Source organism: Acinetobacter sp. YH12140 (assembly GCF_013418475.1).
Classification (GTDB): Bacteria; Pseudomonadota; Gammaproteobacteria; order Pseudomonadales; family Moraxellaceae; genus Acinetobacter; species Acinetobacter amyesii.
Map to the genome: position 1 here is coordinate 226969 of NZ_VPBZ01000005.1, position 25857 is coordinate 252825.

A 25857-nucleotide genomic window follows, 5' to 3' on the forward strand; every position below is an offset into this window, starting at 1 on the left:
ACGACGAGCTCTAAATCTTTTTAATTAAATAGAGTTTGATAATTTCACGCTTATACTAAACGACTGAATAAAGACTATAATAAAAATTAAAAATTCATTCGCTATTTGCGAAATCTTCGAGCAATCATGTCCAAAAATCTTGCAACGCTGATTGGATTCAGTGCAATCTTACAATGGTCTTCTATTGTTGGTTTACTTAAGAAAATTAGTTTCAGTATTGGCCCTGATCTTGCTGTGCTCTTTATGTATACCTTGAGCGCAATTATTCTATTGCTCTTATTTAAAATTCCAAACCTTAAACTGGTTCCGCGCCAATTTTTGATATACGCCACCCTTTTATTTGTGATTTATGAGTTGTGTTTTTCGTATGCCATTGCTTTGGCTCAAACAGCTCAACAAGCGATTGAAATCAGTTTGGTCAATTATTTATGGCCGAGTCTGACAATTGCCGCGTTAATCTTATTTAAAGAATTAAAGTTTAACTTCTTCGTAATCATTGGTTTAGTCATGAGTTTGGGCGGCATTATTTTAATCCAAACTGTTAACGGAAGTTTTAACTGGTCTACAGTCTTTACCAACATTCAGTCCAATCCATTAAGCTATTTTCTTGCTTTTGTGGGCGCGAGTTTATGGTCACTCTACTGTGTGATTACACGTAAATACAGTCATGGGCATAACCCTATTTCATTCTTTTTCGTCGTGATCACCATTGTGCTATGGCTAAAAATGTTGATGTTTCACGGTATCCCGCGAATGCCTGCCGTAGACTTACATACCGGTAAGTATATGTTAATCGTGTCCATCGTGACCGCATTGGGCTATGCAGCGTGGAATGTAGGTATTATAAAAGGCAATATTACGATATTGGTGACCTTATCGTATTTTAGTCCGATTTTTTCTTCATTAATTTCAATGTTTATTTTACAGACACCACTGAGTTTAAGTTTTTGGCATGGTGCCATTTTAGTGACATTCGGTTCGCTGGTATGTTGGATTTCAACCAGCTGGCCACAAATAAAAGCCAAATTAATGCAATTGCGCCATGAATAATAAGAAGCAGTCACTTAACTCATTTATCTTAAACTGAATAGCAAAACCGCGATTAGGCACAGCATGTGAAGTAACTGTGTTGGTGCAAAATATAGAAAATATTTCCAGCCACCTGTGAGAAATGCATTCACACATTTTGAAATTGCATGGGCTGATAATCCAATCACCACAGCATAAACCAATGTTAAATTGTCGATATTACCTTGCATCACCACGGTTGCCATAGCGGCATGGACTTCAAAGAGTGATGCTAATAATGTCCCTAAAATTAAACCTTTATCACCTAAAGCGAGATTTAATCCATAAACAAGTGCTTGGATCAAAGTAAGCGTGATGGCAATGATTGCCGCCTGTTTTAAGCTAAACATTCGACTATCTGTATTTTCTAACGCCGCTGATTCATTCGCTTCTACACGAAGCATTTCGGGTTCTGACTCTTTATTATGCTGAACTTGGGATGAGCCATAAATCAGATATAGCGCAGCAAGGACCAATATCAAGATGCCGACGATACTTGGTATAACTAATATTTTAAACCAAGCAAAACTCACCCCAAGGACAATGATCAAGAGTTGAACCAATGTCGCAACACATGAAAAAAGTCCTGCCCCTGCATTACTTTTGGCACTGGCTTTTCCTGCTCGCACTTCCATGCCTAAGCTTGCGATCGTTGCTGTGCTTGACACAAAACCAGATGCCAAGGCCGATAAAATAATCGCTTTATCAGAAGATAGTAGCCGCTTGGCAATGTGTGCTAATGACTGCACCACCAAGATCAATATCAGTAATTTTAAAATCACATAGGGATTTAATACAGAACCCCAATAGGCTTGATTCGGAGTTAAAGGTAAGGCAATTAGGATCAATGCCAGTAAAAAGACCCCATCTCTTAACTCATAGTCTTTGATCCAATGCGCTGCAAAATGATGTAAGCCTTTTTTTCCAACTAATATGAGGGTCAACACCACAGCCAAACACGCAGCCAGTGGAATATTAAATACACAAGCAGCGCCGATTAAATAGGTCATAACAAAAGCAAGTTCTGTGGTTGTTCCAATATCTTGTTTTTGTTGACTTAATCCATAATAGCTAAACATACTGACGACAATTGCACCGATCGCACCAATAGCTAAATGTATTAAAAAACACAATGCTCCAAACAACGCACAAATGGTAAATGAGCGTAAACCAGCAAAACTCTGTTCACTGTCCAAATTGTTGTTACGTTGACGCTCCAAACCGATGAGCAATCCACAGCCTAAAGCCGAAGCTAAAATAGTTAACAATGCGGGGAAGGATAAAGTTTGTATAAGTATTTCCAAATTTAAGCCCTCCCATCAATACATTGTTTATTTTGGCAATATAAATAAAAATTAATAAAAAAATTTAACGCTAAAATTTGAAAAATAAATATATAGATTGAACAACTTGAGCATTTTCAATCATGTTCCAAGTTTAGTCATCCTTTAAATCATAAACAATTCCATGTTAAATATCCTAGTGAACATGGAATATTTCTCATATTTTAATTAAAAATATATTCGAAAAACTGACTTAAATTCGGCCTCTATTTGCTTTCATGACTGTTTAAAGCACACATTAAGCCCAAATTACCATAATCGCCGCAATCACCACTAAGGCTAATCCCCAATGATCGGTTCTTGCGAGTTTTTCCTTAAAGAAATATGCAGAGATTAAGAGGCTAAATAAGATTTCGATTTGACCTAGGGTTTTGACAATCGCAACCGTTTGCATACTCATAGCAGTAAACCAGCCCAAGGATGCTAGAAAGCTACAGACACTAACGCGAAAGGTCAGACCGACTCTATCCCACATGGCAATGAGCGTTTTGCGGCTAAATAGACTGAGGTACAGCAGCATAATCACACATTGAAAGCCAATTACACTCAACAATACCCACGCCGCACGATGCAAAGTCGGTAAATCACTTAGCTCTAAACTGGCTTCACGAACCAATAAAGAGGTAATGGCAAAACTTAATCCACTCCCTACACCGATGCATAAAGTTGGCAAAGATAACTTTTGTCGTTGAGAACCTTTGCTTAAAAGAAAAACGGCAACACCACCAACCAAAACACCAATCCAACCAAATAAACTTAAATGTTCACTTAAGAAAATCACCCCAACAATGGCCGCAAATATCGCTTCACTTTTCGCTAAACCAACACCAATGGCATAATTCTTTTGTTTAAAAAGCAAGACCATTAAAATCGTCGCTAAAATTTGACTTAGTCCTGCAATCACCACATAGACCCAAAACATAGTTGTAAATGTGGTCACCTGAGTCACAGGCTGTTGTTGGTACAGCACATATAAATAAATGCAGGCAAATGGGAGTCCAAAAATAAACCGTGCAAGGGTGACACCATACACATCAACAGTGGTACTGAGTTGTTTTTGAAATGCATTGCGCCATGACTGCATAAAAGCAGCCATTAAAGTGAACAAGATCCAAACTGGAAACATAAGAAAGGTGGTTTAACGGTGGATGCCTCATCAATTTACGCTTTTATTGAATTGAATGCGACCCAACACGCCTAGATTATTCATTGAACTTGGTTATGGATTCGTTGAAAAAAATTTATTTAAAAACCTCATATTAAGCATATGGTATTTATCAAAATTTAAGTTTTTATAAAAAAACGCAAAGGCATGTTACCTTTACGTTTTGCTCCTTACCAACATTTAGTTAGTGACTTATATTAAGTTAGCTTTCTAGTAATACAGCACCAAATTGCTCACGCAGATCTTTTTTCAGCATTTTACCTGTTCCGCTCAAAGGAATAGCATCCACAAAAATCACTTTATCTGGCACCTGCCATTTAGCGACTTTATCTGCATAATAATCCAAAATTTCTGTATCAGATAAATCGACATCTGGCTTTTTAATTGCAATCAATACAGGACGCTCATCCCATTTCGGATGGGTCGCTGCAATCACTGCCGCCATAGCAATTTTAGGATGTCCCATAGCTAAATTTTCTAACTCAACGGAAGAAATCCATTCACCGCCCGATTTGATCAAATCTTTTGAACGGTCACTAATTTTTAAGAAACCATCTTCGTTCAGGGTTGCAATATCCCCGGTATCAAACCAACCATCTGAGGTTAATGCAGACTCTGTTTTGCCAAAGTAATTGCCAATAATCCAATGCCCTTGGATCTGTAAATTACCAGTCGTTTCGCCATCACGTGCAACTTCGTGTGTACCGTTTTCTTCATCGGTAATACGTAAATCGACCCCAAATGGCGGACGACCTTGAGACAATCTTACTTGTAATTGTTCTTCTTCAGATAATAATAAATGTTTGGCTTTAAACTGGTTTGAAGAACCTAATGGACTGGTTTCGGTCATTCCCCAAGCATGAATCGTTTCGCAGTTAAATTGTTCTTTAAACACTTTTAACATCGCAGGCGGGCACGCAGATCCACCAACCACATTACGCACTAAACTTTGGAGCTGACTACCCGCTTGCTGCGCAGCATTGATTAATCCCTGCCAAATCGTTGGAACACCCAATGCAACAGATACTTTATAATCATCAATCATTTGCGTCAGGCTCGCACCATCTAAACCTGGGCCTGGTAGCACTAAAGTGCAACCTACCATAGCCGCAGCATATGGCGTACCCCATGCATTGACATGGAACATCGGCACAACAGGCATCATAATATCTCGCGCTGAGATATTTAATGAATCCGGCATACAAATCGCATAACTGTGTAAGACTGTTGAACGATGACTATACAACACGCCTTTCGGATTGCCTGTGGTACCCGAGGTATAACATAACGAACTAGCCGATAATTCATCTAATTCTGGCCATGTATAGTCTGCAGATTGCGCCGCGATGAGTTCATCATAAAACTTCACATCGGGCACCGCTTCAACAATCGCTGCATCTGGTCCATCTAAACAAATAAAATGTTCAACAGATTTTAATAAAGGTTTTACTGCTTTGATTAAAGGCAAAAAGGTTTTATCAAATAACATCACGCGGTCTGCGGCATCATTGATGATAAAAATTAATTGTTCTGGAAATAAACGCGGATTAATGGTGTGACAAACATAGCCGCTACCTGAAATAGCGTACCAAGACTCTAAATGACGGTGGTTATTCCAAGCGATGGTCGCAACACGATCCCCTAAATTTAAACCGAGAGATGCAAGAACATTAGCAAATCGTTTTGAATTTTTATGGACATCACCCCAAGTGGTTTTCGTAATCGTCGTGTCTGTATTTTTTGAAATGACTAAACTATCCCCATGATAGCGACCCGCATGTTCAATCATGCTACTAATCAAAAGCGGTTTAAACATCATATTACCAAGCATTCTTTGCTCCCACATTCATCCATATTGAGTTGTTGTTTTTCCGCACTGTCCTGCAGATTTTTTAAAACTTTGCACCATGTCAAAAATGATTATTATTCATCGACAAGGTTAAAGCAGTAGATATGAAACGCATATCCAAAACTGATTCTTATGTTTTAACCTTAATTGATTTTAGAATCCACTGTTTTATTGCTCAAAATATGAATGCTTTAGTGGTATAAAATGCAAAAATTAATGCTTGAGCCCTATTCAAAATATAGTCTTATTTAGTTATAACACTGCTGCTTTAAAAAATGTCGTTTTCAGTTATCAAATAATCGACTGAGTCAATTAGCATAAAAAAACCCAGTCTAGATACACTGGGTTCATTCGTTGCATTAGCCGTTGTAGTTACAATAGTTACAGTACTTCAAACTCAATACGACGGTTTTTCTTACGACCTTCAGGCGTAGCATTGTCTGCTACAGGCTTGTTTGAGCCCATCCCTTCAGTACTTAAGTTCGCCGCTGCAATATTTTTTGAAATCAGGTAGTTTTTAACCGCATTAGCACGATCTTGGCTTAAACTTAAGTTTTTCTCAGGATTCCCTGAGCTGTCTGTGTGACCAATAATTCGTACTTTTTTCCCACCGACGCGATTCAGTGCGATAACCATTTCATCTAAGATCTGTACCCCAGATGGTGCTAAAATCGCGCTTCCAGATTCAAATTCAATAATACGATTACGTAAAGCCGCATCAATAATGGCCTGTTCAGCCTGATTGACAGAAAGCTGTGCATTGAAACGAAAAGGTGCTGTGACCAAAGACTGAAACTTGGTGGTCGTGGGTTGGATATCATCTTGATTTGACATCTTTCCACTTAAATCGACTTGCGTTCCGCGTACAGAGAGTTTCCCCTGTTTTACTTTTTTTAAGTCGTCATTAATCATTTGGCTTACGCTATTACCCCAACCATTAGGTGCTGTAACCGCTCGAACCTGAATTTTATCAACCACATTTGCCTGACCATAGGTCAAATAGGCTTTATTTAATATTTCTTGCTTGGTTGCTTCATTCGGTACAGCACCTTCAATCACAATAGGCTCTGCCCAAAGCAAAGTCGAACAACCTAAAATGCATACACTCGCAATAAATTTGGGCAACATTGGTAAGATTCTTTGCATCATTATTCTTCTATAAAAGTCTGTCTAAAAAGTTTAATGCCATGAATAAGGCTGATCTGACGCTCACTCAAAGACTGTTCCAAAACGGCTAAGCCTGCATTTTGTTCAAGATAAGGATCAATCCAACTGGCATCGATCAGGGAAACCCAATGATCACTTTGCATATTTTGGGTAAAAACATCACTGAGTGCAGTAATATCAGCACCTTGAAAACCAAACAGTAAAACAGGTGAATCACTGTGTAGGATGCCAATGAGTAACTCAGCATCTTGGTTTTCGACAAAACGACTAATTAAATTGACCCAAAAAGCCGCAATTTCATAGCAGTAACTAATATTATTGATTGGTAAGATCAGCACTTTATTCAACCGAGACGTACCCTGATGAATAATCGGTTGTAGCAGCAAACCGAGACCAATCATGCTTTGCGCCAACTGATAAGGCGTAAAATTCAATAAACGTGCAAATGAATGCAACGTATGATGCTCATAAAAAGAAGAGGTTTCTTCTGTCCCGAACACTTGAATTTCGTTATTCAGTTTGCCTAATTTATCGAGCAAAATATCGGGATCGCGAATAGAACGCATCACTCGGTTACGCTGATATAAGTCAATTAAGGTTTGTTTATAACGATATGGTGCATACAAAATATTATCGAAAGGATCATCGATTTCTAGCAGATGAGCGAGCACCATTGGAAATTGACGCTTTGAACTGTCTTCACTGCTAATCAAATTGGCAACCAAAAAACGCTTATCTTTTGGACTGGCAATAAAGAAATCTAATGAAGGCAGTGAGTTATACGCTGCATTAAAATTGTCTGAACGCATAGCGAACTCAAGCGCCTCCGTGATCCACTGATCGATTAACTGAATCAGTGAATATTGTTCACGGCTCTTTAAGAAGTCACCACGAGCTGGACATTTCCCATAATACAGCGGTGTCGTTCTCACTTCATACATCGTCACACTCCTTGTTCTTTTGCACGAATGCCACCGCTCTCATTTTTAAATTCATCATCATGGTGTTGCTGTTCCTTGTACAACACTCATCGGTGAAGTCGCTGGCGCTACAGGCGCTTGTCCTGCAGGCATCGTTTGCGCTGCGACGACACGAACACCTTTATTCGTCACCACTTGATCAACAAGAGTCATACCTGAATAGCCTGAACCTGTAGTTGGGCCAGATGCGTTACCACTAATTAAACGGAAATTCACTTTAACAAACACTTTTGGATTTTGTTTGCTACGCCACACCATTTCAAATGAATTACCATTTTGTGTACGCTGAGCGCCTTCAACCAATCGGTTAATACCATATTCACCCGGCTCATCAAAAATCGTATGCGTTTGACCTTCCAAGTCAATTGCAGTAATACGTGCACCTGGAATTGCCCCTTTATTTGGCCAAACGAAGTTCACCCATTGCTGAACACCGTTTTCATACACCATACGCTGACCATCAATATCAATGGTATATGAAAGCAACTGTGTATTTTCTAATGGGAAGAACTGGAAGTTCGATTGATTGGTTGCCGCAGGTGCTGCTTGACTCAATTCCCCTGTAGCAACGCCATTACTTGGCGCAACATAGCGTTGGAAATTCGCTACGAATTGTGGATTTAAACCAATGCCCAAATCTTTCCATGTTTTCGTGGTTAAGGTATAGCCACGACGAATCACCAATGGATCTAAATATTCTTTTACAAAGCGAGCGATACTTCCGTTTTCACCAAAAATTTGGCTAATTTCATTACTGGTCGCTTGTAAAGTAGCATTGCTATTAAATGGATATTTAGGCGCAAGATTGGTTGTAAATGGTTGATACGCCTGCATTGCCCACAACTTATTAATTTCGTTTTGCGCTGGGATCAAAAGAACTTCAAATGACTGTGTCACCGGCTGCATAAAGAGTTTTTGAATCAACTGTTGATCTAATTCATTCAGACCGACAGACATTTTTTCATCCACAAATTTTTGCGTGCTATTGAAGACAGAGCTTTGATCATTGATGGTTTGTTTCACCAATGTCATGCTTGCAGGTCCCATATCACCGCCACTCTTCAAGTCATTGAACTTGCTGCGCACTTGACTCAAAGACAGCATGTATTCATCTAAAATAGATTTGTTTTGCTGATCATCACGCTTACGAACCAATTGATAGAACACATCAAACTCTTTTGCAATAACACCTTGACCGGCTTTAGAAGCAACTTGCTGTGCCTGCTGCGCATCATCACGGCTGAGGACTTTACGTTTAAACCACGCAATAAAACCTTTCTGAGGCGCAGCCAGTTCTGCTTGAACAATTGGATTATCCCAACTGGTTTCTTTCGCAATACGGTCCACCACTTTACGAATTGGCGAATTCTCAGGTTCACCTAAAATATCGATAAAACGTGACTGCTGAGCAACATCTGCACCTTTTCCATAATGCACAGCATTTAAAAATTTACGCCATTCAGCGATATATTCCTGCTTATAAAGTTCGGTTAACTGTTTACTGATCTGGTCTGGACTACCACTAAACGTCAGGTCATCAGAACGATTGGAATTGAGTACCCAGTCTTGGGTATCCGTCGGATTATTCGCAGCTTGGTTAATCGCATCTTTTACATAATCATTCCAAGCTTGGTAAGTAAAGATACCCGGCAAGGCGTAACTACCCAACATGCTGTTTTGGCCTGTTTCACCTAATATTTGCTTCACTGTCACCGCAGGGAAACGTACCGAACCACGCATTTTAATTTCATTATAAACGCGGTCACGTGCAGGAATACCCATGGTAACAGCCGTCAATAATTGACGTGTTTGATCTACCAATAAAGGATCAGATTCCATTTGCGGAAACGCAGGATCAGCAGCTAAAGTCATCGCATAAGATAAAACTTGTTCGGCTTTTTGAATCATTTCCCCACGTGGCATTTGACCACGATTTGAATCTAACCACGAACGCCAGAAACGAGTAACTTGGTCACTCAAATGGCTCGATTCCATATATTTATGATTGCTCATCATCAAATACGCCTTCAGTGCATTGTAGGCATCCTGAGGATTAGTATCCGATGGTTCTAAATAGGGCTGATTTGATTTCACCGCTTGAGTGATTTGCACATTGACGTGATTTTCTTTCAACGTCGCTTCATTGGCTTTGACACGTTGTAAGTACTGCGCCATATTTTGCTGAGATGGTGCTAATACAATTTGTTGAATGCCACGTAAATACTCAACTTTGAGTTTTTCACGGATTTTATTCCCTTGGTATAAACCAAAACTATATTTCAATGGACGATCTTCATCAAAATGATCGAGCTGCTGTAAATGTCCTTGTAATATCAGCAATGCATCCAATTGAGTCGAAAGCTCACTTCCGCTACGGCTTTCCATTTGCACAACTTTGTCTAAGTCAGCTTGAACTTCCGCCACGAGTTGTTGGTTATTACGATACGACCAAACCCATAACCCAAGCACCACAGCAACCAATAACAATGCAGCAATAAATGCCATAAAGCGCTGACGTTTACGTGCAGGATTGATATGTTGTTTAACTAGATTTTTATCTTTTAAAATGACGGTTGAAAAGAGTCCTTTTAAGAAATAACCATGGTCTTGCGAAACAGAATTCGTAGGAATGCCAAACTCACTATCCGTACTTTTCACCAAATGAAAGTCTTCAGCGATTTGCTCGGTCATTGGACTTTCAATCACACCTTCTTGTAACGCACTGGTGAAATAGAACCCACGGAAAACTGGTTTAAACTGATAAGGGTTGTCTTGAAACAACGTACCAATAAAAGTTTTTAACACTGGCTTTAAACTTTTAAACTCAAGTGGAAATGTCATTACACTTGGAGAAATATTTTGCGAATGACGACGACTCAAGTGCGTAGTACTGACGCTCTTCAAACCATCGTATAAAATTGAATAATGCTTTTCGAACATCTCAACGGCATGCTCAGATGAGTCTGGATCATAAGGCAGTGTTGCACCCCAAACTTGATCAAATTCATCCTTATCATAACAATCAAAAAATTCAGTAAAGCCGGCAATCAAATCCATTTTTGAAAAAACGATATACACTGGCGCAAAAATTTCTAAACGTTCAGTCAAATCCTGTATACGTGCGCGTAAGTTTTTGGCTAATTTGATTGATTTTTCAGGGCTTTGACTGACAAGCTCAGCCACAGAAACAATCACGATTAAACCGTTAATTGGTGCTTTAGAACGGTTTTTTTTGAGAATATTTAAGAAACCTAACCATTCTGAATGGTCTTCGGCATAAACAGAATATCGACCTGCGGTATCGAGTAAGACACCATCTGTAGAGAAAAACCAATCGCAGTTACGAGTACCACTTAGACCTGCCGACACCATTTTCTGATGAGTTTCTTCAAATGGAAATCTAAGACCAGAATTATAAATCGCTGAACTTTTACCCGCTGCTGGGTTACCAATCACCATGTACCAAGGTAATTCATATAGGGCTGCATTACCCTTTTTGTCGCCGAGTTTTGATTTACGGATAAGTTGAATCGAGTCTTTCATTTGCTGATTGATCAGCGCAAGTTCTTCTTTATTCTTTTGTTTGCCGTATTCAGCTTCATTATCTTTGGCAATCGCCTCAGCTAGCTCTTCGCCTTGCTGTTTATGACGATAATGCTGCACTAATTCATAAATACCCCACAGAATTAATCCGAGAATATAAACAGCAACCACAATGTAAAAAGTCTTTTGCGGAATCGAATTATGCATGGCAACAATGGCCACAAAAAATGACAAAGCCACCATCGCTTTAGGATTGGTGACGTACTGCCAAACATAACCGAGGATCGTATAAAATAGTGTGTTCACAATGTTCTCAATTTCGTCTTAATTCTAATTAAACAGTTTCTTGTTCAAGTTCATCTTCCACTGAAAATGCTTGAATAAAAGCAAATGTCGATTCTTGGTCTGTGCTATAAATCATGGCAGTTAACTCTTCTGGCAAGTGCATACCCAACATGAATCCAAAAATTTTTGCCAATTGCTGGGTATTTCCAAGATTCTGTTTTGTATATAAAAAATGATAGGTTTCAATAGCTGTTTCATTAAATTTATGCTGTAATTTTTTCACCACTTTCATATCTGTAGCATCATCTAACATCAATAAAAAGGGTTGTTCTTGATCATACTGATCTAAATTATTCAGTGCTTTAAGCTCTAAATTACGTTTCAACTCAGGCTCATGTGCCACCACTTGTAGCACTTTATTTGGAGTTAAACCTCGAACTTGAACGTCTGAAGCAGCCAAACACCAACTCGATGCAAACTCTGCAGCAATGTATTTTTCTTGTAACCACATCTTTTCATCAATCCATTCTTGGTCGATTTCAGAGTCAGCATTGAGAATCAAACTGACTTCAAACTTTTGTTTTGAAATCATCTCTAAAATGCTTAACCATTCTGAATAAGCGACTTGAGTGCCGATAAAATGTGGCTCGATATTAATTTGTTCGGGAATGATCGAAAATCCGTCAGATAGATACTGCTGAATAATTTGAGCATAATCATCATTCCATTGATGAATCAAATTATCAGCAAGCAAAATATGGACATTTAAACGATTTAAACGTGAAACTTGCTGTGCATTGTTCGCCAAATGTTCTGGATGTTCATCTTGCGTATAATCTGGATCCACCCAACCCGGATGCATACGGTACTGATATGCCAATTCACTATCATAAAAGAGTGCTGATTGTTTCAGATGCTCAGCAATTAAAAATAGACTTTCAACGTGTTGCTCTAGTTGTTGCTGAATAAGTGACTGGATTCGTTTTTCACGCATGGTGATGGCACTATATTCATCATCTGCTTCTTCATTAGTGAGTTCATCCAAATCTTTGATTCGAAATGAAAGAACAGGCAAACCGTATGCATTGAATAATTTATCATCGAGTTCAGGACTTTTGAATTGCTGAATTTCTTGGATGATTTGTTCATTTTCACCAAAACTATGCCAAGCCGCTGAAGAATAAACATTTAAACGAAATTGCTGTACATCAATAGGCTTCGGTTTTGCTTGTTCAATGGCATCAAGTTGTTGTTGCTCAGCTTGTTCTTCTGCACGTTTTTCAGCTTCAAGTTTTTTTTCTTTTTGATGTTGAATGCCCTTATAAATCAAATAAGGCGATAAAATAATTGCACATAAAGCGACAGGAAGAAGTATAAAATAGGTGACCAGATCAAAAGCTGTAGGGTCATAGCCTGTATCTCGCCAGTAAAAAATCACGAAAGCAGTACACAAAACAAAAAGCGTACTAAAGGTTCCAATTATTAATTTCAGCATTATTATAAATTCCCCATTAAGGCATAACAGGTTTCTGTATTATCGACCTGTTTATTCGGCTGTAAAAATGCTCCCTGAGCTAGACCAATTCCGCTCAAAGAATTTAAACACACCGGTTTTATTTCTTCTTTTTGTAAAATTAAGCGCACATCCACCATTAATGTTGGACTGCACCAAGTTTGAATCATTTGTTTTAATTTTAGGCTGCGTGCCTGATTCGGTAAAAATGTTAAATAATCTTCATGATTTAAAGGTCCAATCACGATTTCAATTTTTTCGTCAATCTGTTGAATCTTCTCACCACAAAAAGTATTCAGCCCCAATAAGCTTGGCTGAGATCCACCTAAACATGTTCTCTGATCTTCTTCAAATACAAAAGTTTCAGGGATAAATTCTCGAATATCAAATTTCTGCTTAAAGATACAATTCAGCATGGTTTTTAATGCATAAGCTGTATTGTTTTGCCCCTGCATTAAACCTGAGAATTCAGCAAAATAATCATCTAAATCTGGCTGATCATGCTGGCTACGGATATAACCATTTAATGCATGTAAAATATCAAGATAGTGATTATCCTGCTCGATTTCATAACGAATAGGTAAATGATAATTTAAACTGGCATCAACATAATGTGCTGTTAATTTATGATTAAACAGCCCTAAAAACTTTTGTGTTTCGTGTCGCTGATGTCGCCCGCTGAGCTTAATCTTATTGGTATAGCTATAAGGTAATGCACCTTGAATACCCGTTAAACCCACCATTAAATTTGTCAGTTCAACTTTCTCATCGTTGAACTCTAAACTTTCAATTTCAGTGTTCGGGAAGTTCAAATTAAGTGAACTATTAAACTCAAAGTCATTGGCCCAATGGACCTGAGCTGCTCCATAAGGTGCATGTCTTAATAAACGAGTAGCTTGAACAAACTCGTAGGCTTTCGGTTCTTGGAAAAGTCCGTCAATTACAGAGCTTTCTTGCCACCAACGTTCTGCACGCATTGGTATAACTCCTGTTGACTATTTGCATCAAAAACCGAGACATCGACAAAGCTGTTCATATTGACTTTTAAATTAAAGATATGGGCTAGCAATTGACTAAATATATACAGGCTATGCCCTCTAAATATATCCGCATCGATATCGAGCTGTACTTTTAAACCTCTGACAAATAATGGAAACGGTTTACTATCCACAAGTTTCTGCGTGGTAGAAAATTGAATATTTTTTATAGAGTCGATAATAATTTGGTTTTCTTTCGATTTAGGTAAATTATACAATTCCAAAAGTTCTTTAATATGAGAGACCACATCGCCTTTCATTAAAGACATATTATTCAAAGATAAATGTGAAATGACCCGCCACTGTTCTTGTTTATTTTGCTCAAAATAATATGGAATCGATGGTCGTTTGAGCATCAGAGCACGACGGGCCAAATTACTATCATTCAGAGTTAAGGCATTCTGATCTTTATTATAACTTTCGTAAGGTAACTCACGATTACTACACAAAAGTTCAGTACTAATAAAATCGGACTGAGTACTATGTGGGTCTAAAGCACGAGATATGATTGAATAGTTTAATTCCTGATGTTTATTCTTCATCTGCTGCGGATTTAAACTATAAAAAAACTGGACTTTATCCTGATGATAATGACTCATTGCAAAAAAAGGCAGTACCGGATAATACACTTCATCTTGGTTACTTTTTTCACGCACCATATTCATTTTTAAAATGCTATAGGCTTGAAAATATTCAGGATGGTGTGCATCTGTCACCAATGGATATTCCATTCGCTTATGATTAATCTTTTGCGGCTCTGCTTGTTTATTGAAAAGATTAACAATTGGTGTAGCAAACAATTTAAAATTTGCCGCATTTAATTCTGAATAATTTCGAATCGCCGCTTGATCATTTAAATTGAGTTTAAAGTGCATTTGAACATCAAATTCACTATGTTCTAAACTTAAAAACTTAATGAAATCTAGATTTAGATTTAAAAAATTGAATTTTTCAGGAACACAAAAATATTCCATCAGTAAACGATATGCATGATGTGTATGTTGATCGATAGGTAGAACACTTTGAACTTCATCAAAGCCCATAATTTCAAATGGATTGGCAATATCAAAAATGTGCTGCCCCACACGAATCGAAAAACTTGTAGTCGATTTAAAAATACTATCTAAAACCTGCAAAGGAAAATTAGAAATAGCGTCTAAAAATATCGGCAAAGTTTCATTTTTGAGTAAAGCGTGCTTATTCGAAAAAATTTCAAATCCTAAGCTCAATGTAGCATTTTGATTTAAATGCATATGTGCCGATGGATGAGTTTTGAAATTGAGCTGTTTTAATTGAATCGGTAATAATGTGACTTCTTGTACCGTCTGATATTCACATTGAACACCGCGCGTACTTTTGGCTTTTAGACTGGTCGCCTTTGGAATAACGTGTCGATCTGTTAATTGCTTAATTTTATTTATATCTTCGAAGCTCACCACAGAACATGCAGGAAATGGTTTTAAATATTGAGGAAACATCACCTCAAAAATTGAACGGGTAAAAACGTCATAACTATCTGCAAGTTTTTTGTCAATCCGTGCAGAAATTAGAGAAAATGCTTGAATTAAACGCTCAATATGCGGGTCATCTATTTGTTCTTGGTTTAAAGACAAACGCTGGGCGATTTTGGGGTATTTACTGGCAAACTCACGGGACTGTTGTCCAAATTCCTGTAGTTGTTTTTCGTAATACGGTAACAGCTCTTCAATCACAGATAACCCACTTCATTAAGCTCTTGGAGAAATAACATATTGTTGTGTTGTTGGTTTTAATAAGGCATCAAAAATAACTGGCTCATATAAAGGATGAATATTTAAATATGCTTGAATACTTAAACATAGTGCCCCCATATTATGACCATCCATGAGCATTTCGACTCGAATCTGCTTTAAACGCGGTTCATGTGCAGCAATCGATTGTTCAATTGACTGACAAATTTTGTCACGATCCGATGGATTTGCAGTTGATAAGCCAACAAAATCGATAATGCCAAATTGCAAAATAGATTTTTTTGCTAATGGAAAGTCATCAATCAGTTCATCTAACTTTGCCACACGACTATTGAGGAGATCCTCTAAATCGGAAGCAACAGATTCACGAAGTTCTTGCAAAGACAGACCTTGAGTCTGCTGAGCATCTGCTGGTAATAAGCGGTCAAATAAAGTCGTTCTAAAACCATAAGGATAAAGCTGATCGAGATTCATATCTTCTTATAAATATTTAAAAAAATGAAAATAGAGGCTACCCAAGTAAGCCTCTATCTGAATCCATCTATTACGCTGCGTATGAAGCAGTGTTGTTAGATAATGACCACTTCTTAGTAACAGCACCTTTCGCAGTACCGTTAATATCTTGTTGGTTATATGTCCACTCTACTGCAGCATATTTCAAACCAAATGATTCGTGTGGAACACCTTCATCATTTACAGTTGGTGTCACGCTAGAAACCAACACATGTTTCAGTTTGATTTGAAGATATTTAATGCGTTTGTCGCCATTCGCACGGTAAAAATCAATTTGAACTTCATCAAATGTATAACCTGCTGAACATGCTTCCCAAAGTTTAGGGCTTGTCGCATCTAAATCTTTAACAAAAACCATATCAGAATGTTCTACACGTTCTGCAGTGTGACCACCCACACTGGAAGAAGTCGCAGATTTAGGTTGACGGATGTTATGCGTCCAAGAGTTAACTTCTAACCAACTCTTGTGCTCTGCATCACGAGATTCGCCGTCTACTTTGTACTTACCACGAAATTGAATGTATATATCTTTCATTGTTCTGAATACCTATTTATTTAAAGTTATTATAGTGTTGACCCAAAATTAATTTGAGGACTGAGGTAACTCGGTCACAAGTCGTAATGAAACAGACAACTCATCCAACTGGAAATGTGGTCTTAAGAAAACCACAGATTTGTAGTGACCAGGCAAAGCTGGATTTTCTACAACTTTTACAGAAGCTTCACGCAATGGATACTGAGCTTTAGCTTCTTGAGATGCACCATCATCAAGTAATACATATTGCGACAACCATTCATTTAAGAAGGTCTCAACATTACCCGCTGATGCAAAACTACCCACTTTGTCACGCATCATTGCTTTTAAATAATGTGCAATACGTGAAACTGCCATGATGTATTGGATCTGGCTAGACAATGCAGAGTTGGCATTTGCTGTATCGCTATCATATTTTTTAGGTTTTTGCGTCGATTGCGCACCGAAAAATGCTGCATAATCCGTATTTTTGCAGTGTACCAACGGAATAAAACCAAGGTCACTCAGTTCTTTTTCACGACGGTCAGTAATGGCAATTTCAGTTGGGCATTTAAAGACCACTTCGCCATCATTGGTTTTGAACGTATGGACAGGCAAGCCTTCAACTAAACCACCACCTTCTACACCACGAATCGCAGCACACCAACCATGCATATCAAATGCATTGGTTAAACGCGTACCAAAGGCATAAGCCGCGTTCATCCATAAATATTCATTATGATTTTCACCTGAAACTTCTTCAACGAAGTTAAATCCTTCAGTGGCAATGCCTTCTTTTGGATCATATGGCAAACGACCCAATACACGTGGCATTGTCAACGCAACATAACGCGCATCGTCACTTTCACGGAATGAACGCCATTGTACATATTCTGCTGTTTCAAAGATTTTAGACACATCGCGTGGACGATCAATATCTGTAAAAGATTCTAGACCCAACATATTTGGGCTTGCAGCCGAAATAAACGGTGCGTGTGCAGCCGCCGCGACATGTGAAATTTGCTCAAGCAAATACATATCAGAAGGTGTACGGTCAAACTCAAAATCACCAATCAGTGTTGCATAAGGTGCACCACCGAATGATCCATATTCTTCTTCATAGATTTTTTTGAACAATGTGCTTTGGTCAAAATCGGTCGCACCTTGGAAATCTTTAATCAGCTCTTTTTTCGTCGTATTTAACATACGAATTTTTGTTAAAGAATTTGAAGGTGTTTCTTGGCAGAAATAATACAAACCACGCCATGTCGATTCAATTTTTTGAAATTCAGCATGGTGCATGATTTTACTTAACTGAGATGAAATCAACGCATCAATTTCAGCAATACGCTTATCAATTGATAAAGTCATATTGTCCGAAACGGTGATGGTACCTGCCATGACTTCTTTGGCAAGTTCACCGATCAGACTTTTTGCACGATCATGTTCTTGATCTGTACGCGCAATACGACTTTGTTCAACAATTGAATCTAAAAGCGAATATTCTTCAGTTGCTTCAAGGTTTGCAGCAGTAGCAGTATTATAATTACTCATTTTCTGCCTCCACGCTCAACTTACGAATTTGATCAGTGTTATGTAACACTTCATCCAATAAATCTTCTAAGCGTTCATTATTTGAAATTTTATTACGCAAGTCAGACAGACGCTCGCGCGCAGCAACTAACTTTTGTAGTGGATCAACCTGTTGTACAACTTGCTCAGGAGTAAAATCGGCCATGCTCTTAAATGTAAGATCTACCGACATTTTTCCACCATCTTCAGTCAAGGTATTTTCAACTTGAAAATTAGCACGTGGCGCTAAAGACTCCATGACTTCATCAATATTATCTAAATCAACATTAATGAATTTCTTGTCTTTTAATTTGGTTTTCTCTACTTCAGATGCCGCTGAGAAATCACCTAACACCCCTACAACGAATGGTAATTCTTTAATTTCTTTACCGTCGCCAACTTCAACATCGTAAGTCAATTGAACACGAGGAGGACGAATTCGTTGAAGTTTTTTCTGTACACTTTCACGTTTTGCCATGAGTGCTTTTCCTTGTTATTTATTTTTTAATGTATCGAAAGGTGAACCACTGGCAGCAGGTTTTTTCGCTGTAGTCTGCGTTTTTGCTGTCGTGGTAGTTTTCTTTTTGCTTGCTGCTGTAGTCGTTTGTTTAGACTTGGTAGACGCTGTATTGGTTCGTTTTTTAGCTGGTGTTGTCTGTTTAGATTTCACATTGCTCGAAGATTCTGTACTTTTTTCACGAACATCTGCTGCAGCAGACGTAGATTTATCAATCGTCGGCTGAATATAACGAATATTATCCGACAACACTTTGGCAGGAGAATAGGTCTGTTCATCTAGAGTACGATTTTCATTACTCCGCATATGATTCAGCGCATTATAAGAAATAGCGATACCTGCTAAAAAAGTAACATCAGTAAGTTCAGGCGACTGATAGTTCTTTTCTCGCAGCAGATTGACCGCTTGCAATGCTTTTAAATTGTAACCATTAGCTTGATATTTTTTGGCAATATCTACAAAAATTTCATTTTTTAAGTTCTCATTTTTCTTATTTTTTTTGTCACATAATTGATTATAAAAACCAATAATCTCTGGATCTGTATCACCTACTGCCAGTGGATAATCCTTTAAACAGGATTTTTTCACAGATGCCGCTTTATCTTTTGCAAAAACGGTTTGTGTTAAACTGGCTGCTAAAATTATAGGTAATAAAACACTAAATTTATTCAAAATTGCCTCTGTATTTCTACGTGCTAAAACTTAATTTATGTGGAGAAATCACCACTTATTTTCCCGCGGGTTTTCTCTTCATTTATCAAAATTAAAAATATGCTGCAGATTTAACAAAAAATAAGCACATAGAGTCAATACAAAAATGTGCCAAATACTCCAAAGTTTGTTGACTATTTGTTTTTTTTTGTTTCATTTTATAAAAAAATCTTTTTCCTTTTTTTATTTAGTCTGTATTATATCGCCTAAAGCAAGACACTAATAATATATAAGGTGTTGATTTTAAAGTTTTTATTTTTATAGCAAGAAAAAAGAGATCACAGTCAAACTTGTAAAATTTTGTACTGTGGATTCTAAATTTGATGAGTTATTTATGAATAATTTAAAAGTTTTAATTACTAAACTTTCACCTCACGCCCGCATTTCACTCGAAAAGTCAGCCAATACATGTATTTCACAGCAAAATTATGAAATCGAAATTGAACATTTTTTACTCGAATTATTAACCTATAACAATAAAAATGACCTTCAAATACTCTTAGAAAAATACAAAGTTTCTGCAGATGGTTTGGCAGATGACCTCAAAGAAAGTATTGCTCAACTTCCAAAAGGAAATACGCGCACTCCTATTTTTGCCCAATCCATTGTGCGCTTACTTGAACAAGCTTGGTTATTAGCATCTGCTGAACAAGATCCACAAATTCGTAGTGGTCATTTACTTGTTGCGCTCCTTACCGCGCCAGATTTATACCAAATTGCAGCAAGAGCTTCTTCTCTTTTCGATTTATTACCTATCGATACGATTAAACATAAATTTTTAGATCTTTGCCTAAAGAGCATTGAAAATGAAGATTTAGCAACTGCATCACCAGATGAAAAATCAGCAGCACAAACGAATGCAACTACGCCAGTTAAAACACCAGCTCTAGACCAATACACCATTAATCTTACTGAAAAAGCTAAAAATGGTGGCATTGACCCTGTGATTGGTCGTGAGTTTGAAATCCGCTTAATGCTCGATATTTTGATGCGTCGTCGTCAAAACAATCCGATTTTAACGGGTGAGCCTGGTGTTGGTAAAACGGCCGTTGTTGAAGGTCTTGCATTAAAAATTGCAACCAACCAAGTTCCAGATGCTTTAAAAAATGTCAGCATTCATACTTTAGATATGGGCTTACTACAAGCAGGTGCCAGTGTTAAAGGTGAATTCGAAAATCGCTTAAAACAAGTCATTCATGAAGTTCAAGCCTCTGCACATCCAATCATTTTATTTATTGATGAAGCACACACGTTGATTGGTGCGGGTGGTCAAGCAGGTCAAAATGATGCAGCAAACCTGTTAAAACCGGCGCTTGCACGTGGTGAGTTAAGAACCATTGCCGCAACCACATGGGCTGAATATAAGCAGTATTTTGAAAAAGATGCCGCATTAAGCCGACGCTTCCAAGTAATTCAGGTTGAAGAACCGACTGAAGAAGTCGCAATCGATATGCTGCGTGCCATGATTCCAGTGATGGCAAAACATTTCAATTTACAAATTGACGATGAAGCTATCGTTACTGCAGTCCATGCTTCGCACCGTTATATCACTGGCCGTCAATTGCCTGATAAAGCGATTAGTGTCTTAGATACAGCTTCTGCGCGTGTTGCGTTAACGCAAAATGCACAACCAGTAAAATTGGATCAACTTCAAGCTCAATTACATAATTTGAAGCTTGAATTGGCGATTCTTGAAAATGAACACAAGAATATTCCGATTCACCACGAACGCATTGAAAGTGTAAAAACACAAATATCCGCGCTTGAACAAGAGATTCAGTCAACAGAAACGCAGTGGAAAAAAGAACTCGAAATCATTCAACAGATTAAAACGCTTGAACAAGAGTCCGAGCAAAAACCAGAAAATATTGAAACTTTAAGCAATATTCGTAACCAACTGGCAACTTTACAAGGTCAAACGCCGCTGGTTTTTGAACGTGTAAATGCTCAAATTATTAATGAAATCATTTCAGACTGGACCGGCATCCCCGTTGGTAAAATGGTGAATGATGAAATTCAGCAAATTTTGAAGCTTGAAGCACAGTTAGAACAACGTGTGATGGGTCAAGATTATGCACTGCATCAACTGGTACAAGGCATTAAAACCTCTAAGGCAAAATTGGAAGATCCAAATAAACCTCAAGGCGTTTTCATGCTGGTTGGCCCAAGTGGTGTGGGTAAAACCGAAACTGCACTTGCGTTAGCAAACGAGTTATATGGTGGTGAGTCTCATTTAATCACCATTAACATGTCTGAGTATCAAGAAGCACATACCGTCTCGTCTTTAAAAGGTGCTCCTCCAGGTTATGTCGGTTATGGCCAAGGTGGCGTACTGACAGAAGCAGTTCGCCGAAATCCATATAGTGTGGTTTTGCTCGATGAGATTGAAAAAGCACACAGCGATGTTCAAGAGCTATTCTACCAAGTATTCGATAAAGGTACTTTGGAAGATGGTGAAGGTCGTGTCATTGACTTTAAAAATACCACGATCTTATTGACTTCAAATGCAGGTTCAAGTGCCATTATGCAGGCTTGTTTAAATCAGCCAGTAGAAGAATGGCCGTCAGCAGAAGAACTTCTAGATGTATTAAAACCAGCTTTATATAAACAATTTAAGCCGGCATTTTTAGGTCGTATGCGTATCGTGCCGTATTTCCCATTGCACGATGATCTGCTCGTACGCATTATTCAGCATAAATTAGGCAAAATCACCACGCGTATTGAAAAACAATATGGTACGCAAACACGCTATACCGATGATTTAGTCGAATTATTATTAAGTCGCTGTACTGAGGTCGATAGTGGTGCGCGTAATGTCGACAACATTTTAAATGCGACGGTCTTACCTGCTTTAGCCACTGAATTGTTGATGGCGATGAGTGAACAAAAGATTCCATCAGTCATTGAAATCGATGTCAAAGACGATGAAATTATTTATGTTTTAGATCCTAAAAGTAAACCTGCGAAAAAACGCAGCAGCAAAAAGACTAAAACCTTAGAAGCATAAGTTAGGAACGATGTAGAATATGAGTTTAGAGCTCGACGCTTTATTGCAACCGATTACGGATGATTTACCTTGCGGTAGTGATTTTTCATTTTCAAATGATTTTCATGCAATTAAAAAAGCTAAAACACAAGATGACCCGCTCTTGGATCAAGGCGACTGGATCGCAGAACCAAAACAGGCAGATTGGGGCTTTGTGCACCAAAAATCGTCAGATCTACTTCGCGAACATACAAAAGATATTCGCTTATATGGTTGGTTGCTTGAAGCGTGGACTCACATTCATGGTTTCGAAGGGATTGCCAAAGGGATTGAACTTACACAAAAAAGTTTGCAAGACTTTTGGCTACAACTTCATCCTGAAATTGAAGATGATGACCTTGATCAACGTCTAGGTTTATTACAAGGGATAATTAATCAAATCCCAACATTAATTAAATCAGTTTCAATCGTTCATGGCGCGGTAGCTTATTCCCTATCCGACTATGATCGACTACTTCATGTTCAAAACCAAAGACGTAAATCCAACCATGAAGATGATGATCAAGAAGAGTCTTTTAATGGTATGGAACAGTTTGAACATGCCTTGTTCAATACGTCAAAATCAATTCAATACCAGTATTACCAACAGTTTTTAGATATTTTAAACCATTGGGAAAACTTAAAAACGACTCTTGATGATTTGATGGGTTTAGATGCGCCAAGCTTTGCTGGCATTGACTCTCAAATCGAAATGATTCACTTGAGCTTAAAAAAAATCTATAAAGCAGATGCTTTTATCAATTCATCGAGCGCTGAACAGGTTCAATCAAATTCTCCAATTGAAAGCCAAACACTTTCCACTGTAACTTCCGTGCAGAATGATATGCAAATAATACAACAACAGCATACACAGCAATTTAAACCTCAAGTGCAAAATCATCTTGAAAACCGTGAACAAGCCATGAAAGTCTTGCAAGATATTGCGGACTATTTCCAAGTGAATGAGCCGCATAGCCCTGTCAGTTATATGCTGCAAAAAACCATTAAATGGTCACAAATGCCACTGCATGAATGGTTAACTCATGTGATTAAGGATGAAAACCCTCTTGAAGCTGTACAAGAAATGTTAGGTGTTCAGCAACAAAGTAATGAATCGAATAGCGACTGGTAAAAACAATGTTTAAAGCAGAAAAAATTTTATGGGGTGAAGGATTATTTTTACGCCCGCAACACTTTCAATTACAAGATGCTTATCATGAACAGCGTTTAAACCATACGGTTCGCGCAACAATACCGTTCGCTTATGGTATTCAAAGTTTAATTTTTGATGAATCGCAACTCACTACCAACACATTAGCTTTGAATAAAGTCGAAATGATTTGGCAAGATGGTGAGATTTATCAAGCACCTGCACAAGACTTATTACCTGAGCCTGTACTACTTGATTCATTAAATTTACGCGGTGAAATGCAAATTTATTTAGCATTACCGATTGTTCAACCGAATAAACGAAACGTCAATTTTGAAGAAAATACCCAATCGAGTCGCTATCATTCACATTTGACTGAAACTCATGATTTGTTTACAGATGCGACGGCTGCTGAAATCACTTTATTACGCCGCCGTGCAGAGTTTAAAATCTTTGAATTAGGCCAAGAACCACAGCACAATCTTGATGGTTTTCTTTACATGCCTATAGGCCGAATTAAGCGCCAAAGTTCAGGTAATTTTGTTTTAGATTATCAATTTATCCCACCAATATTACATATTAGTTCGTGTGATTCACTGATTACTGGGCTTAAACGAACGCTCAATATTATCAAAGCTAAAATTAAAACTATTCAATCGAATAATCGTGAAAACGAACAAAAGTTAATTGAATTCCGTTCTGGTGATATCGTTTCATTTTGGTTGGTTAATGCGCTGAATACTGCACATGCGACCTTAAATCATTTATTGCAATATCCACTGATTCATCCTGAACGTTTGTATTTTGAATTATTGCGTCTGACAGGTTCTTTACTCACCTTCTCTACAGCTTATGAAGTAGATCAACTCCCACAGTATCAACATCATAATTTGCAAGAAAGTTTTGCTCAATTAGATGTGATTTTACGTGAGTTGCTCGATACGATTATTTCAAATCGATATATCAGTATTAACTTGAAAGAAACCCGTCAATCCTACTGGGTGGGCAGTCTTGAAAGTGACAAAATTACTCGCGATTCGCGCCTGTATTTAGCTGTTTCAAGTAGTGTGATGCCTACACATGACATTATTTCTTATGTACCACTGCGCTTTAAAGTCGGTAATACCGTTGATGTTGAACAGCGTGTCATGGCAGCATTACCTGCTGTTCCATTGCAACATATGATGCAAGTGCCAACAGCAATTCCAGTTCGTTCAGGTGTGAGTTATTTTGAAATTGAGCCAAATAATGATTTGTATCAGCGTATGCTTGATTCTGAATCGATCTGCGTTTACATACCAGCTGGCTTCCAAGATATCTCGATTGAACTTATTGCAGTGATGAATGGTTAAGGAGCAATCATGAATATTTCAAATAATGCCCCTTCACTTTTTGACGACGGTCAAATTGGATTAGGCTCTTCAAAACCAAGTGCTGAACCGAAAATCAACAGTTCAACCAATTTAGTTGATCTACTGCATGATGGTTTTTACATCGTATTCTTACTCAAAAATCAATATGTTCCATCCAGCCCTGAAAGTTTCAGGACAAAAATTATGGATCTATTAAACCGATTTGAAAGCCAAGCCCGTAAGCTTCAATTCAGCAATGAAGATATCACGGACGCAAAATATGCCTATTGCGCTTTATTAGATGAAACCATTGTCACCCAACAAGATGCACGTTTTTTTGATTTACAAAATAATTGGATGATGAATCCACTGCAATTAAGTCTTTTTGGTTCACAGCTAGCAGGTTATCGTTTTTTTGAAAATTTAGAGCAAATTCGTTCTAAGAATAAAGATCGCTTAGCAGCACTTGAAGTTTATCATTACTGCATGCTCCTTGGTTTTCATGGTAAATACCGACTTGAATCGATTGAAATGCTCAATTCACTCGTTGCACGTGTCGGTGATGAAATTGATTATATGAAAGGTAAAAAGGCGTTTTCGCCTTTCGCGGCACTGCCGGATCAAATTAAAAACATTATTCACCGTGAATTACCATTTTTTTGGATCATTATCTTTTGGGCATTGTTTGCTGTATTAGCATTTGGTGGACTGAAATATATGTTATCCAGTCAAAATAATCAGGCGTTATCACAATATCAAAATGTCATAACTGCACCATCGGAACAGGCTTATATCACCATTCATTTACCATAAGACTTAGACA

The 25857-nt window shown here is 37.9% G+C and carries 19 protein-coding genes; 5 read left to right on the forward strand and 14 right to left on the reverse strand.

The window, feature by feature from the left end; all coding sequences use genetic code 11:
- The first annotated feature begins 126 nt into the window (after nt 1–126).
- Entirely contained in the window at nt 127–1050 is a 924-nt protein-coding gene (gene yddG / locus FTU75_RS08080) for an aromatic amino acid DMT transporter YddG (protein ID WP_180115661.1), read from the forward strand.
- Nucleotides 1051–1073: 23 nt separating this feature from the next.
- Here the strand turns inward: yddG and FTU75_RS08085 are convergent, their stop codons facing one another.
- From FTU75_RS08085 to FTU75_RS08150, 14 genes are all read right to left on the reverse strand, one after another.
- Nucleotides 1074–2372, reverse strand: coding sequence for an MgtC/SapB family protein (locus FTU75_RS08085; RefSeq protein ID WP_180115662.1), 1299 nt, complete (start codon nt 2370–2372; stop codon nt 1074–1076).
- 277 nt (nt 2373–2649) lie between these two features.
- Nucleotides 2650–3537 (reverse strand): DMT family transporter, encoded by an 888-nt coding sequence (locus FTU75_RS08090; protein WP_111885468.1) that lies wholly within the window; start codon nt 3535–3537, stop codon nt 2650–2652.
- A 241-nt stretch (nt 3538–3778) separates the two neighbouring features.
- Nucleotides 3779–5407 (reverse strand): long-chain-fatty-acid--CoA ligase, encoded by a 1629-nt coding sequence (locus FTU75_RS08095; RefSeq protein ID WP_180115663.1) that lies wholly within the window; start codon nt 5405–5407, stop codon nt 3779–3781.
- Between the two features lie 399 nt (nt 5408–5806).
- Nucleotides 5807–6553 (reverse strand): OmpA family protein, encoded by a 747-nt coding sequence (locus tag FTU75_RS08100; protein WP_257223752.1) that lies wholly within the window; start codon nt 6551–6553, stop codon nt 5807–5809.
- A gap of 20 nt (nt 6554–6573) precedes the next feature.
- Nucleotides 6574–7533, reverse strand: a complete 960-nt coding sequence (tagF, locus tag FTU75_RS08105; RefSeq protein ID WP_078190765.1) for a type VI secretion system-associated protein TagF — start codon at nt 7531–7533, stop codon at nt 6574–6576.
- Between the two features lie 57 nt (nt 7534–7590).
- Nucleotides 7591–11421, reverse strand: a complete 3831-nt coding sequence (gene tssM / locus FTU75_RS08110; protein WP_180115665.1) for a type VI secretion system membrane subunit TssM — start codon at nt 11419–11421, stop codon at nt 7591–7593.
- Nucleotides 11422–11449: 28 nt separating this feature from the next.
- Nucleotides 11450–12895, reverse strand: coding sequence for a hypothetical protein (locus FTU75_RS08115; protein WP_180115666.1), 1446 nt, complete (start codon nt 12893–12895; stop codon nt 11450–11452).
- 2 nt (nt 12896–12897) lie between these two features.
- On the reverse strand, nt 12898–13890 hold the full coding sequence (gene tssG, locus FTU75_RS08120; RefSeq protein WP_180005370.1) for a type VI secretion system baseplate subunit TssG: 993 nt from the start codon (nt 13888–13890) through the stop codon (nt 12898–12900).
- Nucleotides 13854–15662, reverse strand: coding sequence for a type VI secretion system baseplate subunit TssF (tssF, locus tag FTU75_RS08125; RefSeq protein ID WP_180115667.1), 1809 nt, complete (start codon nt 15660–15662; stop codon nt 13854–13856). The genes tssG and tssF overlap by 37 nt, the downstream gene beginning before the upstream one ends.
- A gap of 15 nt (nt 15663–15677) precedes the next feature.
- The gene (gene tssE / locus FTU75_RS08130; protein WP_078190770.1) at nt 15678–16154 is read right to left on the reverse strand and encodes a type VI secretion system baseplate subunit TssE; all 477 of its coding nucleotides are present in this window, start codon (nt 16152–16154) and stop codon (nt 15678–15680) included.
- A gap of 70 nt (nt 16155–16224) precedes the next feature.
- Nucleotides 16225–16728, reverse strand: a complete 504-nt coding sequence (locus tag FTU75_RS08135; protein ID WP_078190771.1) for a type VI secretion system tube protein Hcp — start codon at nt 16726–16728, stop codon at nt 16225–16227.
- Nucleotides 16729–16776: 48 nt separating this feature from the next.
- Nucleotides 16777–18261 carry a type VI secretion system contractile sheath large subunit gene (gene tssC, locus FTU75_RS08140; RefSeq protein ID WP_180064163.1) on the reverse strand — a complete coding sequence of 495 codons (1485 nt, stop codon included), beginning with the start codon at nt 18259–18261 and terminating at the stop codon, nt 16777–16779.
- On the reverse strand, nt 18254–18757 hold the full coding sequence (gene tssB / locus FTU75_RS08145; RefSeq protein ID WP_078193364.1) for a type VI secretion system contractile sheath small subunit: 504 nt from the start codon (nt 18755–18757) through the stop codon (nt 18254–18256). Before tssB ends, tssC begins: the two co-directional genes overlap by 8 nt.
- A gap of 15 nt (nt 18758–18772) precedes the next feature.
- Nucleotides 18773–19468, reverse strand: a complete 696-nt coding sequence (locus FTU75_RS08150; RefSeq protein WP_111885475.1) for a hypothetical protein — start codon at nt 19466–19468, stop codon at nt 18773–18775.
- Nucleotides 19469–19841: 373 nt separating this feature from the next.
- Here FTU75_RS08150 and tssH point away from each other — a divergent pair, with 373 nt between their 5' ends.
- The 4 genes from tssH to icmH are packed head-to-tail and all read left to right on the forward strand — an operon-like array spanning nt 19842 to nt 25847.
- Complete coding sequence (gene tssH / locus FTU75_RS08155) at nt 19842–22514, forward strand: type VI secretion system ATPase TssH (RefSeq protein ID WP_180115668.1); 2673 nt, start codon at nt 19842–19844, stop codon at nt 22512–22514.
- Between the two features lie 19 nt (nt 22515–22533).
- Nucleotides 22534–23664: a type VI secretion system protein TssA gene (gene tssA, locus FTU75_RS08160; RefSeq protein ID WP_111885477.1), complete on the forward strand. Its 1131-nt coding sequence runs from the start codon at nt 22534–22536 to the stop codon at nt 23662–23664.
- Between the two features lie 5 nt (nt 23665–23669).
- Entirely contained in the window at nt 23670–25034 is a 1365-nt protein-coding gene (tssK, locus tag FTU75_RS08165) for a type VI secretion system baseplate subunit TssK (RefSeq protein WP_180115669.1), read from the forward strand.
- Between the two features lie 9 nt (nt 25035–25043).
- The gene (gene icmH, locus FTU75_RS08170) at nt 25044–25847 is read left to right on the forward strand and encodes a type IVB secretion system protein IcmH/DotU (protein WP_078190778.1); all 804 of its coding nucleotides are present in this window, start codon (nt 25044–25046) and stop codon (nt 25845–25847) included.
- Nucleotides 25848–25857 lie beyond the last annotated feature (10 nt).

Excerpts from the sequence above, each read along its gene's own strand:
- yddG (WP_180115661.1), top strand. The coding sequence starts at position 127 with ATGTCCAAAAATCTTGCAACGCTGATTGGATTCAGTGCAATCTTACAA.
- FTU75_RS08090 (WP_111885468.1), bottom strand. The coding sequence starts at position 3,537 with ATGTTTCCAGTTTGGATCTTGTTCACTTTAATGGCTGCTTTTATGCAG.
- FTU75_RS08095 (WP_180115663.1), bottom strand. The coding sequence starts at position 5,407 with ATGCTTGGTAATATGATGTTTAAACCGCTTTTGATTAGTAGCATGATT.
- FTU75_RS08100 (WP_257223752.1), bottom strand. The coding sequence starts at position 6,553 with ATGTTGCCCAAATTTATTGCGAGTGTATGCATTTTAGGTTGTTCGACT.
- tagF (WP_078190765.1), bottom strand. The coding sequence starts at position 7,533 with ATGTATGAAGTGAGAACGACACCGCTGTATTATGGGAAATGTCCAGCT.
- FTU75_RS08115 (WP_180115666.1), bottom strand. The coding sequence starts at position 12,895 with ATGCTGAAATTAATAATTGGAACCTTTAGTACGCTTTTTGTTTTGTGT.
- tssG (WP_180005370.1), bottom strand. The coding sequence starts at position 13,890 with ATGCGTGCAGAACGTTGGTGGCAAGAAAGCTCTGTAATTGACGGACTT.
- tssE (WP_078190770.1), bottom strand. The coding sequence starts at position 16,154 with ATGAATCTCGATCAGCTTTATCCTTATGGTTTTAGAACGACTTTATTT.
- FTU75_RS08135 (WP_078190771.1), bottom strand. The coding sequence starts at position 16,728 with ATGAAAGATATATACATTCAATTTCGTGGTAAGTACAAAGTAGACGGC.
- tssC (WP_180064163.1), bottom strand. The coding sequence starts at position 18,261 with ATGAGTAATTATAATACTGCTACTGCTGCAAACCTTGAAGCAACTGAA.
- tssB (WP_078193364.1), bottom strand. The coding sequence starts at position 18,757 with ATGGCAAAACGTGAAAGTGTACAGAAAAAACTTCAACGAATTCGTCCT.
- tssH (WP_180115668.1), top strand. The coding sequence starts at position 19,842 with ATGAATAATTTAAAAGTTTTAATTACTAAACTTTCACCTCACGCCCGC.
- tssA (WP_111885477.1), top strand. The coding sequence starts at position 22,534 with ATGAGTTTAGAGCTCGACGCTTTATTGCAACCGATTACGGATGATTTA.
- tssK (WP_180115669.1), top strand. The coding sequence starts at position 23,670 with ATGTTTAAAGCAGAAAAAATTTTATGGGGTGAAGGATTATTTTTACGC.
- icmH (WP_078190778.1), top strand. The coding sequence starts at position 25,044 with ATGAATATTTCAAATAATGCCCCTTCACTTTTTGACGACGGTCAAATT.